The organism is Streptomyces sp. NPDC058741, assembly GCF_042746715.1.
Classification (GTDB): Bacteria; Actinomycetota; Actinomycetes; order Streptomycetales; family Streptomycetaceae; genus Streptomyces.
On the sequence record NZ_JBHYQH010000001.1, the window covers coordinates 266,466 to 281,203 of the forward strand.

Annotated in this window: 13 protein-coding genes and 2 pseudogenes; 8 read left to right on the forward strand and 7 right to left on the reverse strand. The window is 68.9% G+C overall.

From position 1 onward, the window contains the following. Positions 1-8: 8 nt before the first annotated feature. The 5 genes from ACFW6P_RS01255 to ACFW6P_RS01275 all read right to left on the reverse strand — a co-directional run bounded on the left by ACFW6P_RS01255 (position 9) and on the right by ACFW6P_RS01275 (position 4,462). Positions 9-2,534 (reverse strand): hypothetical protein, encoded by a 2,526-nt coding sequence (locus ACFW6P_RS01255; RefSeq protein WP_386422557.1) that lies wholly within the window; start codon positions 2,532-2,534, stop codon positions 9-11. Further along, a complete protein-coding gene (locus ACFW6P_RS01260; protein WP_386422559.1) occupies positions 2,531-2,923 on the reverse strand; it encodes a DUF6507 family protein in 393 nt (130 codons plus the stop codon). Before ACFW6P_RS01260 ends, ACFW6P_RS01255 begins: the two co-directional genes overlap by 4 nt. Positions 2,924-2,992: 69 nt before the next feature. Then, positions 2,993-3,304 (reverse strand): pore-forming ESAT-6 family protein, encoded by a 312-nt coding sequence (locus ACFW6P_RS01265; protein ID WP_386353883.1) that lies wholly within the window; start codon positions 3,302-3,304, stop codon positions 2,993-2,995. Positions 3,305-3,376: 72 nt separating this feature from the next. Continuing rightward, positions 3,377-3,709 carry a hypothetical protein gene (locus ACFW6P_RS01270; protein ID WP_356434609.1) on the reverse strand — a complete coding sequence of 111 codons (333 nt, stop codon included), beginning with the start codon at positions 3,707-3,709 and terminating at the stop codon, positions 3,377-3,379. A gap of 339 nt (positions 3,710-4,048) precedes the next feature. Further along, the gene (locus ACFW6P_RS01275) at positions 4,049-4,462 is read right to left on the reverse strand and encodes a hypothetical protein (RefSeq protein ID WP_386422561.1); all 414 of its coding nucleotides are present in this window, start codon (positions 4,460-4,462) and stop codon (positions 4,049-4,051) included. 64 nt (positions 4,463-4,526) lie between these two features. Here ACFW6P_RS01275 and ACFW6P_RS01280 point away from each other — a divergent pair, with 64 nt between their 5' ends. The 5 genes from ACFW6P_RS01280 to ACFW6P_RS01300 all read left to right on the forward strand — a co-directional run bounded on the left by ACFW6P_RS01280 (position 4,527) and on the right by ACFW6P_RS01300 (position 10,201). After that, positions 4,527-6,200, forward strand: a complete 1,674-nt coding sequence (locus ACFW6P_RS01280) for a DUF262 domain-containing protein (RefSeq protein WP_386422564.1) — start codon at positions 4,527-4,529, stop codon at positions 6,198-6,200. 218 nt (positions 6,201-6,418) lie between these two features. Continuing rightward, positions 6,419-8,842, forward strand: coding sequence for an AAA family ATPase (locus tag ACFW6P_RS01285; RefSeq protein WP_386422566.1), 2,424 nt, complete (start codon positions 6,419-6,421; stop codon positions 8,840-8,842). Continuing rightward, positions 8,839-9,288, forward strand: coding sequence for a hypothetical protein (locus tag ACFW6P_RS01290; protein ID WP_386353891.1), 450 nt, complete (start codon positions 8,839-8,841; stop codon positions 9,286-9,288). Before ACFW6P_RS01285 ends, ACFW6P_RS01290 begins: the two co-directional genes overlap by 4 nt. Positions 9,289-9,389: 101 nt before the next feature. Beyond that, positions 9,390-9,719: a plasmid mobilization protein gene (locus ACFW6P_RS01295; protein ID WP_385658948.1), complete on the forward strand. Its 330-nt coding sequence runs from the start codon at positions 9,390-9,392 to the stop codon at positions 9,717-9,719. Continuing rightward, positions 9,716-10,201, forward strand: coding sequence for a hypothetical protein (locus ACFW6P_RS01300; RefSeq protein WP_386353893.1), 486 nt, complete (start codon positions 9,716-9,718; stop codon positions 10,199-10,201). The genes ACFW6P_RS01295 and ACFW6P_RS01300 overlap by 4 nt, the downstream gene beginning before the upstream one ends. A gap of 635 nt (positions 10,202-10,836) precedes the next feature. Here ACFW6P_RS01300 and ACFW6P_RS01305 read toward each other — a convergent pair. Further along, positions 10,837-11,307 (reverse strand): ATP-binding protein, encoded by a 471-nt coding sequence (locus tag ACFW6P_RS01305; RefSeq protein ID WP_386353895.1) that lies wholly within the window; start codon positions 11,305-11,307, stop codon positions 10,837-10,839. A gap of 166 nt (positions 11,308-11,473) precedes the next feature. Between ACFW6P_RS01305 and ACFW6P_RS01310 the strand changes: the two genes are divergently transcribed. From ACFW6P_RS01310 to ACFW6P_RS01320, 3 genes and pseudogenes are all read left to right on the forward strand, one after another. Beyond that, positions 11,474-12,346 (forward strand): Scr1 family TA system antitoxin-like transcriptional regulator, encoded by an 873-nt coding sequence (locus tag ACFW6P_RS01310; protein WP_386353897.1) that lies wholly within the window; start codon positions 11,474-11,476, stop codon positions 12,344-12,346. Beyond that, a complete protein-coding gene (locus ACFW6P_RS01315) occupies positions 12,343-12,531 on the forward strand; it encodes a DUF397 domain-containing protein (RefSeq protein WP_386353899.1) in 189 nt (62 codons plus the stop codon). The genes ACFW6P_RS01310 and ACFW6P_RS01315 overlap by 4 nt, the downstream gene beginning before the upstream one ends. A 553-nt stretch (positions 12,532-13,084) precedes the next feature. Further along, positions 13,085-14,107, forward strand: a pseudogene (locus ACFW6P_RS01320) (ISAzo13 family transposase); the annotation flags it as partial. Here ACFW6P_RS01320 and ACFW6P_RS01325 read toward each other — a convergent pair. Next, positions 14,107-14,719 (reverse strand): annotated as a pseudogene (locus tag ACFW6P_RS01325) (transposase); the annotation flags it as partial. The pseudogenes ACFW6P_RS01320 and ACFW6P_RS01325 sit on opposite strands and share 1 nt — an antisense overlap. Positions 14,720-14,738 lie beyond the last annotated feature (19 nt).

The following is a 14,738-nucleotide window of genomic DNA, read 5'->3' on the forward strand; positions in this document are numbered from 1 at the left end:
TCCTCCGGCTAGATCTTGAAATAGTCGAACATGGCACCAGCGTAGGAGGAACCGTCCGGCTTCTGTGCCTTGACCAGGGCGTACTCCAGATTACCGGTCTTGAGGGCTTGGCGTAGCTCTGCCGCGATCTCGGCGTCCCGCCCACCCCGCCGCGTCATCAGGCCAAGTATGGAACGAACGTACAGCCTTGTGCCTTGCTTGACCCTCATGCCCTGGGCTCCTCCGTCGTCACCGACATGTGGGTTCGCCGGGTCTTCCGGGTCGGCGACACCTCGGCGCCAGTCCAACTCCCCTGAAGGTGCCTTCGCCTCGACGATGAGGTATTTGCCGTCACCGAGGTCGTAAACCTTGTCGAACATGTCGGCGCCGGTGGGCGTCTTCGGGAGTTTGATCTCCTTGGCCTTTGGAAACTCGTGGGGTACCACGTGGAGGTCAGCTGCCTTCTCGCCGAGTGCCTCAGAAATCTTGCTGTTGTTCGGCATATCGCCGAGTTGATCGGTATAGGCCTTCTGTGCTTCCTCGAGGGCCTCGTGTGCTGCGCGGGTGGGATTCTCCTTGTGGGCCTTTTCCGCATTGGTGAGCTCCACCGCCACCTTGCGGTTCTTTGCGGCAGTATCGAGGTCTGGGAGGTTGCCCTCGGGGACCGTGTCGGGACTAAGCGGTTTTGATCCGAATTTGGTTTCCGATGGGCCGCTCGGCATGTCGTACTTCGCGATCCACTCGCCGTTCGGGCGCTGCGTGATAATGGGCAGTTCGACGCCGTTGACCTTCGTGTTCTTGCTCAGGCGGTGACCGCGGGCGTCGTAGTACTTCTTTCGCCAGTCTGGATCGTTGGCCTTTTTGACGAGTTCATCCTGCCGGCGCTTTCGCTCCTCGGCAGTGAGCTGATCACCGGGGTTGTCATGTCCGTCCGCTCCGTGATGGTCAGAACTGACTGCCTCATTTCCGAGTCGTCCGCCGTCACCGGTTTCGCCCAAGTGGTCAGAGCCGCCGGACTGGTGTGACGTTCCAGCTCGTCCACCCCCGCTCGTGGTCTCAACGCCGATGCCAGCTCCGTTGCCACTGCCGGAAGTGGCATGGTGACTCGGCGAGGCATCCGAGGCGTGCTGTCGGGCAGTACTGCCGAAATCCACCGTTCCATTTTCGGGGCGGCTTCCTACTGAGGCGGATGCCTGCGGTGGCTGCCCTCTGCTGCCGACGCCGACAAGCTGACGCTCTCCTGCAGACGTCTGTTCCGGCGCCGCTTGCGTGGGGGTGGATCGTTCCGGCGTGGGTGCCTCGCCGACGAGGTCGCCGTGTTTGTCGTAGGCGATGAACTCACCGTTCTCGATCACGACCTTGGAGCCGTCGTCGAGTTCCAGGACGCTGTGCGGAGCGCGCAGGTCGGGGACGTTGTTCACGCCGCGCAGGTTCTCCGTGACCTGAACGATGGTGGGGATGGCATGCCCCGTTGCCTTGACCGTGGCACTGATCGGGTCGATCGCGTCGCCGACCTTGGCGACCGTGCTGGCGACCTTCGCCGCGGTGCCCGCCTTGCCCGCGGACGCGATCTTGAGCGGGCCGGCGCCCAGGGTGAGGCCGTTGAAGACGACGGTTGCCGCGGCGCGGGCCGGGTTCTCCTCCCACATGTCCCAGGCGACGAAGCCCTTGGCGAACTCCTTGGCGTACCCCTTGCTCTCCTGGGCGAAGTCGGTCGCGAAGACGCCGGTGGGCTTCTTGCCGCCGGACTCCATGAGACAGGTCTCGGCCCCGACCACCGCCCGGACCAGGCCTTCCCAGGCTTGCCCCGCACTGTCGGAGCCGTGGAACCCGGCCAGGGTCGCGACACCGTCGATGGTGCCCCAGACGTTGTCGACGATGATGCCGTCCCAGAAGAAGCTCTTGGCGTAGTAGCCGAGGTCGTCGGGGTCCCACCAGTCGTGGGACTGGGTGACCGGCGTGCCCCAGGGGAGTTCCTTCGCCTGGTCCAGTACCTCGGCGCTGTAGCCGTACATCTCGGCACCACGGGGTATGAGCTGCTTGGCCCCGGTGTTCATCACGTACTGGGTGCCGCCGACCAGCGCGGTGATCTTGTTGTTGCAGGCGATCTCGGCAGCGGCGAACTGCTCCTGTGCGACGTGCACGTCATGCATCAGAGCCTGGTGCTGTGAGACCTTGTCCGCGTCATCGGTCCAGTTCTCGTCGAAAGCCCCGTCACTCGTCTTCAGCCCGGCGACGAACGTGGTCGCCCGGCTCTGCAACTGTGCCAACCGCTGGGCTATCGGCGCGACTTCGGCCGCGTACGTGCGCAGGGCGTCGGCCACCGTGGCGACCTTGTCCCCGAACCGGTCGGCCGCGTCGCGCACGGGCGTGGTGGAGGCGAAGAGGTCCTCCGCCTCCGGCGCCTGGTAGAAGGCCGACAGGCCCTGGAACTGCCGATGGGCCTCGCCACCGGCCTGACGGATGCCGTCCGCCTCTTTCCGCAGGGCGTCCGTGTGCTGTTCCAGCTGACCGAGATCACCGGTGAACAGCGGGATGGACTCCGGCTTGATCACAGGCGGCCTGCCTTCCAGCCGTCCGGCATGTCGGGCATGATCAGCCCGGCAGCCCGCTGCTGCGCTTCCGCGGCCATCTCCAGGTCACCGTCCCGGTACGCCACCGTGGCCTCCACCGCGCCGTTGACCGACTTGCCGACACGCTCGCCGATGAACTTCAGCTCGTCCGCGGTGCCTTCCATGAACTCCGCGAGAGCGGCGGCCACCAGCCCGGTCTGTCCCTTGTGCTCACCGCCCGCCCCACCCGGAGCGAGCGTCCCCGCCGAGGTGGCCGCCCCCTGTATGTCACCCGAGTACGCCTGGACGATCTCGTCCAGGACCTTCATGACGTCGCCGACGTTCGAGACCACACTCTGAACCCCGGACGGCGAGATGTCCCATGCCGGCATGCGCCAGCCCCCGTTTCCCTCTCCCGGCCCTTCCCCGCCCCTGCCCCTGCTGCCGCTGAGCGTCCGACGTCAGCCGATGTTGTCGACGGCTGCCCGCGCCTTGGCCAGGGTCGTCTGCGCGGTCCCGTCGTTCTGCTCCATGGTCGTGCGGACCAGCCGGATGATCTCGCGGACCTCACCGGCCGCGCGGTGCCAGCGGTTCTCCTTGCCGTGGTACTCGTCGGCGACTCCGTCCGCCGTGAAGTCGGCCATGGCGGCCTTCACGGCGCGGTCGCGGTCGGCGAGTACGCGCTCCAGCTGCCCGATGACGGTGTGCAGGCTGATCTGGACCTCGCCGGAAGCGCCGGTGTCGTACGAACGGCGGTCCTGGTTCTGAGGCATGGTCAAGGTCCCCCTCGAAACGGTGACGGTGAAAGTGGCCACGGTCGACGGGCGCCTACGGCGCCTCCGTGGCTAGCGCGCGCCGAAGCGAGCCGCGTCGAAGTTGGCGGCGCCCATGTTCTGGTGGGCGTTGTCCTCCAACTCCACGTCACCGGTCCCGAACGCGGTGTCCATGCCGGACTGGCCGCCCAGGATCGCACTCAGCGAACCGTTCAGCGCAGCGGTGATCTCGTCGGCGTTCAGCTTGAACCTGTCGAACGCGGCCTTGCCCGCCCCGTTGAACTTGCCCTCCAGCGGCTCCGCCGCCTGGACCAGCCACGTGATCAGCGTGCCCAGGTCCTCACTCGACCCGACGGTGCTCTTCCCGAGCTCCGACAGGGTGGTCGACCCCATGTCGAACTTCATACCCCTACCCCCGTAAGCGTGTTGCGCAGTGGTGCCGTGCGATCACTGCAGCGTCCTCACACGGTACGTGTGACTCACAGTCCGTCGAACATCCTTCCGCGCCTTGCGTTGCAGGCGCAACGCAGATGAGCCCGAACTGGCTTGATCTAGCACGTGGATGGCCGTCGCCCGGAGCTCCGCGATGAACTGCGTGAACAGAACTCGGCCCACAGCCCGACTCGTTTGACGCTCCTTTATTTCCGCAGTTCAGAGGCTATGCTGTCTCACTGATCACACTGCCCGGGTCGAATCCGGGTCGCTTTCGGACCGGACAGGTGAGTCGGGGGTGCGATGCGACCTTCAGGGCTGGGCGGCGAGGGGCAGGAGTACGCGCTGACCTCGGATAGGGACGACAGTGATTTCTGAGGCTTCGCTCACGAGGCAGAGGGGTCGTTCACGCCCCTGCCGGGTGAGGAGGTCGCGCGCCGAGTGCACCTCGCGGGTTGCCTCCCGCAGGGTGGCCTGCTGAAGTGCGTCGACCACGTCGGCAGTCGTCAGCTCGTTGACCAACCCGCGCCCTGCGGCCCCCCACCGGCCCAGCAGCTCCTGCACGGTCAGGGATTGCGGTTTTCCGCCCTCGGCCATCTCACGGGCCCTCTTCAGTCTGGCGTGCCGCTCGCTGGGACGCACCGACGCCGGCCGCTCCTCGTCGGCCTCCACGGGACCGGCGTCCTCGGCAGCCTGATCCAGCAGCTGTTGCTTCAGTTCCGCCATTGATCTTGAGGGAAGTTGGGCAGATCCACTGTGTCAGCGATTCCTCCTCCGCCATCATCAGGGCATGCAGAAGCTAGAGGCGCACGAGATGCCCCTGCACAAGGTGTTCAGCAGCGACTTCGACTTCCAGATCCCCGACTACCAACGCCCCTACGCTTGGCATGAGGAGCAGGCGTCCCAACTGCTGATGGACCTGCAGGAGGCCTTGGACCGCGGGACGGACGAACCGTACTTCCTCGGCTCCATCGTGCTCGTCAAGGACGGCGGGGCTCCGAGGGCGGAGGTCATCGACGGCCAGCAGCGTCTCACGACTCTGACCATTCTCCTGTCCGTCCTGCGCGACCTCACCGAGGATGCGGACCTGCGCGGCGATCTCGACCGGCTGGTGATGGAGCCAGGTGCCAAGATCCGTGGACTTGCCCCCAGGCCCCGGCTCACGCTGCGGAGACGGGACGCGGACTTCTTCGAGAAGCACGTGCAGACGAAGGGTGCGGTGGACACCCTGCTCGAACTTCAGGAAGACTCCCTGCGGACCGACGCGCAGAAGGCGGTTCTCCGCAATGCGACCGCCCTGCATCGCAGCCTCACCGCGCTGCCCGAGGAACGTCGGCTGGCACTGGCTCAGATGCTCGCCGAGCGGACGTTCCTGGTCGTGGTCAGTACTCCCGACCTCGACAGCGCCCACCGGATCTTCAGTGTCATGAACTCCCGGGGGCTGGACCTGTCGCCCACCGACATCTTCAAGTCGCAGATCATCGGTGACCTCGACGAGGAGACCTCCGAGGCGTGCGCCATCACCTGGGAGGACGCCGAGGAGATGCTGGGGCGTGACGACTTCGCGGAGCTCTTCCTCCACCTTCGCATGATCTTCGCCAAGAAGCGGGCGGAGCAGGAACTGCTCAAGGAGTTCCCGGAACAGGTCCTCAGCCACTATCTCCCCGACGAGGCCGAGGCCTTCGTGCATGACGTCGTGCGGCCGTACGCCGAGGCCTATGCCCAGATCCGGGAGGCGCGTTACGAGTCGGCCTCGGGGGCGGAAGCGGTCAACGCCTGGTTCCGGCGCCTCCAGCAGATCGACAACTACGACTGGCGGCCCGCCGCTCTCTGGGCGTTGCGTCATCACGAGAACGACCCGGTCTGGCTCGACGCCTTCATACGGGCGCTGGAGCGGTTGTCGGCCAGCATGTTCATCCGCCGCGTCTACACGACCCCGCGCGTCACCCGCTACGCGGAGTTGCTCCGGCAGCTCGACGAGGGCCAAGGCCTCGATGCGCCGGCACTCGAACTGAGGGACGATGAGAAGGCGGACACCCGGTCCAGGCTTGACGGCGATCTCTACCTTGTCGGCCGGATCCGCAAGTACGTGCTGCTCCGGCTCGACGAGTTGCTGGCCCGCGGGCAGGGGGTGACGTACGACCATCCCCTCATCACCGTGGAGCACGTTCTGCCGCAGAACCCGAAGGTCGACTCGCGGTGGGTGGAGCTCTTCGACGAGGAGCAGCGCGCCGGGTGGACGCACCGCCTGGGCAACCTGGTCCTGCTGAACCGCGCGAAGAACTCGGCCGCCCAGAACTACGACTTCGCAGCCAAGAAGGCCAAGTACTTCACCGGACGCGGGGGAGTGGTCCCCTTCGCGCTGACCAGCCAGGTGCTCCAGCACGCCGAGTGGACCCCTGAGCTGCTCAAGGCCAGGCAGGAGGACTTGCTGGGCGTGCTCGCCGAGGAGTGGCGTCTGTGAGTGCGGGGCCGGGAGCGTCGCACTGCGGCCCGTACCAAAACTCTCCATGAATTTCCAATGAGTTCCATGATCGGGCTCGTGTGGGCTATGGTCACCGACAGCGCACGACCCACGGTCCCCGCGTCATTCCGCCGCACCCGTGCGCACCTCGCCGCTCAGCCGTCATCGGCCCGTCCGGCGCTTCGTCCCGCAGCCGCCGCCTCCACGGGAGTCCCGTCATGTCCGTATCCGCCGATCCCGCACCGGACCCGTCTCCCACGGGACAGTCGCCCAAGGAACCCGCCGCCGGCACCCTCGTCGATCTCATCGCCGGGCGGCTCGCCGGCTCGGACCTCGACGAGGACACCCGGGCACTCCTGCTCTCGACCTTCCAGGACGACGGCCCGGCGCGCGGCCGGATGCCGGGCGCCTACCTCCAGTCCGTCACCGTCAGCGGCTTCCGCGGTATCGGCCGCACCGCCCGCCTCCCCCTCACTCCCGGCCCGGGGCTCACCCTGGTCACCGGCCGCAACGGCTCCGGCAAGTCGAGCTTCGCCGAAGCCGTCGAGATCACGCTGACCGGCGACAACGCCCGCTGGCGCGGCCGTAGCGACATCTGGCGCAAGAGCTGGCGCAACCTCCACCACGGCCAGGAACCGCAGGTCGCCGTGGAGTTGCGCATCGACCGTGACCCCGAGCCCGCCACCGTGCTGCGCGCCTGGCACGGAGACGACGTCGCCGACTCCACCGCCGCACTCGACCGGCCCGGCCACGTCCCCGTCCCCCTCCCGGACCTCGGCTGGCAGGACGACCTGGCGACCTACCGCCCCTTCCTGTCGTACTCCGAACTCGGCCAGGTGATCGGCGGCAAACCCAGCGAGATGTACGACGCCGTCGCCTCCATCCTCGGACTGGAGCAACTCGCGGCCGCCGACAAGCGGTTGCGCGAACTGACCCGCGCACACGAGGCGTCCGCCAAGGCGGCCAAGACCGAACTGCCCGCCGTCCTCGCTCTTCTGGACAGCACCGAAGACCCCCGTGCGGCCTCCGCCCGCACCGCACTGAGCGGCCGGCGCCCGGACCTCGCGCGGGCGGCCGAACTGGCCGCCGGGACCGGCACGGCGGACGAGTCACTCCTGTTCGACCTGCGTCGCCGCTCCACCCTCACCGGCCCCGACACCGAGGCGGTCGCCACGGCCGTGGCCCGGCTCCGTGAAGCCATCGCCTCCGCCGACGACCTGCGGGGCACGTCGGCCGAGGACGCGCTGCGCCGCGCCGAACTCCTCGCCCGCGCCCTCACCCACCACCGCGCCCACCCCGCCCTCGGTACCTGCCCGGTGTGCGGTGGCACGGCCCGCCTGGACGAGGAATGGGCCCGGGACGCCGCCGAGCAGGAACATCGGCTGCGCGCCGAGGCCGAGCAGGTCCTCACCGCCCGCACGGAACTCGACGCGGCCGCGCAGGCCGTCCGCGACCTGCCCGTCCCGCCCCCCGACTGGATGCCGACCCAGATCGCCGCCGCCTGGGACGACTGGCTGCGCTGCCGCACCGTCACCGACCCGGCCGCGCTGGCGTCCGCCGCCGAGAACGCCGCACGCACCGCCGCCGACGCCGCACGGGTCACCCGCCAGGAGGCGGCGGCCCGCCTCGCCGATCAGGACGACACCTGGCGCGACACCGCGCGGGCGCTGGCGGCCTGGCTCGACAAGGCCCACGCGGCCGAGCAGGCGGCCCCCCACCTGGCCCGCGTCAAGGCCGCCCACAAGTGGCTCAAGGCCACCCACGACGAGATCCGCGCCGACCGGATGCGGCCCATCGCCGAGGACGCCCAGCGCATCTGGACCCACCTGCGCCAGCAGAGCAACGTCGTGCTCGGCCCGGTCCGCCTGAGCGGCTCCGCGAACCAGCGCAAAGTCGCCCTCGACGTGACCGTCGACGACATCGACGCCCCCGCGCTCGGTGTGATGAGCCAGGGGGAGCTGCACTCCCTCGCCCTGTCCCTCTTCCTCCCGCGCACGTTCCTCCCGGAGAACCCGTTCCGGTTCCTCGTCATCGACGACCCGGTGCAGTCCATGGACCCCGCCAAGGTGGACGGCCTCGCCCGGGTCCTCGCCCTCCTCGCCGAGCACCGCCAGGTCGTCGTCTTCACCCACGACACCCGTCTGCCGCAGGCCCTGAAGTACCTGCGGCTGCCCGCCACCGTCCTCACCGTCGACCGCCGCGAGCGCTCCGCCGTACGCGTCCGCTCCGGCGACGACCCCGTCAAGCAGGCCCTGCACGACGCCAAGGCGCTCGCCAGGACCCGCGACCTGCCCGGCGACGTCGTCACCCGGGTCCTGCCCGGCCTGTGCCGCACCGCCCTGGAGGCCGCCCTCCTCGAACCGGCCAGGCGCCGCCTCCTCGGCACGGGCCTGCCGCACGCCGAGGTCGAGCAGCGCATCGCCAAGGCCCACAAGCTCACCGAGCTGGCCTCCCTCGCCCTCCACGGGGAGACCGACCGGGTGGCCGAGACGATGACCGACCTCACCCGGGCCCACGGCCGGCAGGCCGCCGATCACATCCGCTGGTGCAACAGGGGCACCCACGAAGCCGTGCCCGTCGACGACGTGGACGAGATCATCCGCCGCACCGCGGACCTCGCGAAGGCGGTGCGATCCCTGTGACCACGATCCGTCCGGCCACACCCGTCCCCTCCGCGCTCCCGCCCAGGCAGCCCGCACCCCTCCCGCCTCCTCCACCGCCCACCTCGACCCCCGAGGAACTGCTCGCGGGCGCGGACCGGCTGCTCGGCACCGCCACCGCCTCCACCACCGGCGTCTGGCCGCGCGCCGTGGCACTGCTGCTGCGCCACGCCCTGGAAGAGGCCCTGCGCCGCTACTGGCAGACCCGCAAACCGCAGCTGGCCCACTGCCCGCCACACGCCCAGGCCCTGTGCCTGGAGTCCTACGCCGACCCCGACACGGCCCGCCGCTGGTCGGCGACCTGGGCCGGTCTCAGCCGTGCCTGCCACTACCACGGGTACGAGCTGGCTCCCACGCAGGGGGAGCTGCTGGCCTGGCGGGACGACGTCGAGCGGGTGATCGCGACTCTGTCGGCGAGGACGCGGTGATGAACGGCCACGTCCCTCTCATGTCCTCTGTACGAGAGGGACCCGAACCAACCAGTCCCGCGGCACTCGCACCGCCGTCATACGCGTATTACGATGCGTTCGTGGCAAAGACGCGGATCAGTATCAGCTTGGATCAGGACCAGGCCGAGCGCATCAGGCAGCACGCGGAACGGGCGGGCATGGACGTCTCGGCGTACCTGGTGCATGCCGCCACGCGCCAGATGGCCGAGAGCGACGCCATAGAGGAACAGTTCGCCGAGGTGGATGCCCTCATCGCCCGGGCGGAGCGGGCGGCGGACGGGCTGCCCGCCGAACCGGCCCGGGAACCGGCCGCGGAACTGACGGAGCAGGAACGCCTCGAAGTCGAGGAGGCCCTGGGGCTCGTCCGCGGCCAGGACCGGCAAGGCCGCCGTCCGGGGCATGCCGCGTGAGCGCACGGGTGCCGGTCTACGACACCGGCATGCTCATCGCGCTCGCCGACCGCAAGGCCAAGGCGGTGGCTCTCCACGAGGGACTGCGCACGGTCCCGCACCGGGCACTGGTACTCGGCCCGGTCCTCGCCCAGGTGTGGCGCCCGCAGCCGGCGCTGGTGCACGCCCTGTCCGGCGTTCTGAAGGACTGCACGGTCCCTCAGGCCCGTACGTCCGAACCGCCCATGCGCGAGACGAAGGCCGGCCGTCCGGAGTGCCTTGCCTGCGCGACGGGCCCGGACCTCGCGGACTGGCGGCGCATCGGCACCGCCCTGGGCAGGGCGGCCCTGCCGGCGAAGAAGCGACCGGACGCGGTGGACGCGTGGGTGACACTGGCAGCGGCCCGGCACGGCAGTGCGGTGATCTTCACCACCGACCCGTCGGACATCCAGGCCTACCTGACGGTCCTGGCGCCGGCGGATGTGCATGTGGTTGCCGTCTGACGTGCGGGGGTCACGCTCCCCCCAGTCCAGACGGCTGCGGAGGCGGTGAACAAGCCTTCGGCCGGAGCGGAGACGACAGCGCCTCACCCGCCGACAGCGCCAGCGCGACTCCCGTACCGACCCCGGGCGCGGCCGCGGTCCCCCCGACCGCGGCACCTGTCCCGGTCAAGGAGCTGACGCACATCCGCTCCAGGTTGCGTGTCACCTGCGCCGGCGACGCCTCAGGGTTCCGCTGACGGGCCCGGGCGATGTTCTTGCGCACCAGCGGGCTCTGGCCGCCGATCGCCTTGTCCAGGAGGTCGAGGACTCGCCGCCCACGAGCGTCTCCGTCCGGAACCGGTCCGTCGTGGGCATCCGTTGCCATGCCTTGCCCCCCTGAGTTGCTACGTCCCAAGGGAGTCTCCCATTCAGGCTGCCGGTTCCGGAGGGTTTTGCGACAGCTCCTACCTGTCCATACCCGGCGCTGTTGCGGTCGGCCGTCGCTTGCGAAGTCAGCGTCAGCGCCTCCTGGTTCGCGTCGAACCGGTAGAAGTGTGGTGGCCCATGCGGGAGTCTGGCCTCCACTCATCGGCTGGGCACAGGGCCGTGTTCGGTCGTCTGTCGCGCAGCGGGTGAACCGCGCCCAGCCGTCGTGGTCAGATCCGCTCCCTGCGCGTGTCCGTGCCGAGGGTCTGCAGACACAGTTCGGCCCAGACCGTCTTGCCGCCGGGCGGGTAGGGCTCGACGCCCCAGCGGTCGGCGAGGGCGGTCACCAGGAGGAGGCCGCGACCGGACTCGGCGTCCAGAGGCGGTTCGAGGTCCGGGGCGAACGACGGAAGGCTCTCCCCCCGGGCGTCGGTGACGGCGATGCGTAGTAGCCCGGTCGCGGTGTCGAGGGTGAGGGCGAGCCGGAAGTCGCGGTTGTGCACACGACCGTGCAGGGCGGCGTTGGCCGCGAGTTCCGCCACGATCTGCTCGGCCCGTTCGGTGACGCCGGGTGACACCTCCCAGGAGCGGAGCTGACCGGCGGCGAGCAGACGGGCGAGCCGCGCCCCACGGCGAGTGGACGACAGGAGCTGGGCGAACGTGTGAACGGTAGCCCGGTGTTGGGGCGTGATCGTGTTCATGGAGCCACCGTGACGGATGCGCGAGGCGTGTTCCAGGCGCACGGCCCGTACGCTGCGTCAGCGTACGGGGACATTCCGTGGACGGTACGACGGCTCATGCGTCACGCTGAGTGCCGTCGACTTCAGGACGGCGAACAGCGCGGGTGCGAACCGGAGGTGGCTGCGGATGGCCGACGGCGGTGTGGTGGACGGCGGGGACCTGCCGTGCGGCGAGACGGATCGGGAGCCCGGGCCCTCGGACAGTCTGCGGACCTTCGGAGCCGTCATGCAGGCGCTGCGCGAACACGCGGGTTACAGCAGAACCGAGTTCGCGAACCTGGTGAGCTTCTCGAAGCACACGGTCGAGTCGGTGGAGCTGGGGCGGCGGATGCCGGATGTGGCGCTGGTGGAGCGGTCCGAGGAGGCGTTGGGCAACACCGGTGCCCTGCGGAAGGCCTCGCAGTACGTGACACGGGGGCGTGGGGACGTGGGGCTCGCGGCGTGGTTCCGGCAGTGGGCTCGGCTGGAACGGGTGGCGGTGAGTCTGTGCACGTACGAGTGCCGGCTGGTGCCGGGGTTGTTGCAGTCGGAGGGATATGCGCGGGCGGTGTTCGAGGGGACCGTTCCGGTGGCGCCGGACAGCCTGCTGGAGGACTTCATGGCCCGGCGGATGGAGCGGCAGCGGATGCTGTTCGAGCGTCCGACGACGCCGTTCAGCTTCATCGTCGAAGAGCACGTCTTCCGGCGCCGGTTCGGGGATCCGGAACAGATGCGGGAGATGTTCGACCATGTGCTGGAGCTGAGCGCACCGCGGAACGTGACGCTTCAGATTGTGCCGTTGGAGGCTGGGTTGCATGCGTGCCTGGATGGGCCGGTGCGGCTTCTGGAGACTCCCAGGGGGCAACGACTTACGTACTCCGAGGGGCAGCAGAATGGCCGCCTGATCTCCGATGTAAAAGAGGTGAGTCTCCTCTGCCAGCGCTATGACACACTGCGCTCGCAGGCCCTGAACGCCAAGGACTCTCGGGGTCTGCTGGAGCGACTCCGAGGAGAGCTATGAGCGCGAGGCCGGAACTGGCGTGGTTCAAGTCCAGCTACAGCGGCAGTCAGGGTGACGACTGCGTGGAGGTCGCCGTCACCGAACAGGCCGTGTGTGTAAGGGACTCCAAGGACGTGTCGCGTCCTCACTTCGCCGTCGGCCGCGAGGAGTGGTCGCGGTTCGTGGGGTTCATGACGGACGTGTGAGCGGTGGCGCGGCAGCACGGCGGCCCGCAGTAGTCGGAGGGGTTCTCGGGTGCTGGCGGGCGCCGGTGCGGGAGCGTTGGTGCGGGACCGGTGACGGCGACGAGAGCGGCGGTGAGCACGCTGATCAGGGTCCCGCGCATCCGCGAGTCCCAGCAGGTGGTCTGGCCTTCGTCGAGTCCGCAGATGCCCCTTGGAGCTGACAGCCCCCTTTGGTCTTCCACCTGCAACACGCCACTTCCACGAGACCGGCCAGGGTGACAGGGCGGTGTAGCGGTGTCGGCGGATACGCAATTGGGGGCCGTCGCGGGTTTGGACCGCCCGCGTGGACGTCGAGTATGGCCCAGTCGCGGCGGTCAGCTTCCAAGCGTCGAAGGGTCGACCGGAGTCCCCTCGGTCGCACCCGGATGGGAACCGCTGCCAGTAGACCATGAACAACTCAGTTGCCTGCATGGGCGATTGGCTCGGTGAAGAGGACTCACTGGAGGACTGCGATACCTAAGGGCTTGCAGATCATCAAGGTGTTGCTTCCCGTCCCATGGCTCGTTGATGTGGTATGCGCATCCCGGACGAGATCCGTACCCAACTCGCCATGAAGTTCGCGGTGTTGTTCCCGCATCTGGATGAGCGGCAACGACGGCTGCTGATGGCCGCAGAGGCCCGCGTTCTGGGACACGGTGGTGTTCGGGCCGTCGCGCGGGCGGCCTCGGTGAGTGAGGCCACGGTCCGCAAGGGCGTGTCCGAGCTGGAAGCCGGTCCTCTGGGGCGGGTGCGGCGGCCGGGCGGAAGCCGCAAGAGGGTCGCAGATCTCGATCCGGGGCTGCGGCCGGCTCTCCTGGCGCTGGTCGAGCCGGACGAGCGTGGTGATCCGATGTCGCCGCTGCGGTGGACGGTGAAGTCGACCCGCACGCTGGCGCGGGAGCTGTCCCGGACTGGGCACAAGGTCAGTGCGGACACCGTCGCGGACCTGCTGCGGGAGGAAGGCTTCAGTCTGCAGGCCAACGCCAAGACCATCGAGGGAAGCCAACATCCCGACCGAGATGCCCAGTTCCGCTACCTCAACGAGCAGGCCCGTGATCACCGGGACGCCGGCCAGCCGGTGATCAGCGTGGACACCAAGAAGAAGGAGCTCGTCGGCGAGTTCAAGAACAACGGCCGTCAGTGGCGGCCTGCGGCTGTTCCGGTGCCGGTGAACGTCCATGACTTCGCCGACCCCCAGTTGGGCAAGGCCGTTCCCTATGGGATCTACGACGTCGCGGCGAACACCGGCTGGGTCAACGTGGGCACCGATCACGACACCGCCGCGTTCGCGGCGGAATCGATCCGCCGCTGGTGGTGCGGCCAGGGCCGGGCCGCCTACCCGCAGGCGACGCGACTGCTCATCACCGCCGACGCGGGCGGCTCGAACGGATACCGCACCCGGGCCTGGAAGCTCGAACTCGCCCGGCTCGCGGCCGAAACGGGACTGACGATCACCGTGTGCCACCTGCCGCCGGGCACGTCGAAGTGGAACAAGATCGAGCACCGGCTCTTCTCGCACATCACCATGAACTGGCGCGGCCGTCCGCTGACCAGCCATTCCTCTTTCCAGCCGGGGAGGTCGGCCTGGCCTCTCTCGCGGCGGTGCGGGATGACCAGGCCGGTGCCCCGGTAGCCGCCGTCGGCGATGACGGTGGTCTTGCCGACGGCGTCTTTGGCGCCGGACAGCTTCCACGCCTTGCAGTCGTTGCGGTTGCCCGGTACCGGCCCGCCGACGGCGACGACCAGCCGGGTGTCGGCGTCGATGACGACCTGGTGGTTGGTGGAGTACCGGTGGTTCTTCGACTGCTCGGCCACCTGGTGGTCGCGGGTGGGAACCAAGGGTGCCGTCCACGATCAGCACGGTGTCCTGGCGGAACCGCTTGCGCTGCTGGAGGGCGAGCGAGGGTGCGAAGTGGTCGATGATGCGGTCGGCCGCGGACGTGGACACCCCGAACAGCGGGGCCGGTTGGCGCAGGGTGAGGTTGGTCCGCCAGTACGCGGCGACCAGCAGCATGCGGTCTTCCAGCGGCAGGCTCCACGGCCGGCCCTTGCGCACCGGGTCCGCACCCTCGCGCCGCAGCGCGGTGACGAGTTTGCCGAACTGCCGCGGACTCAGCCCGGTGAACGGGGCTGTCCAGGAGGGTTCCGACGCCGTGATCACACCAGCCACAGCAAGATCTTCTCACGTG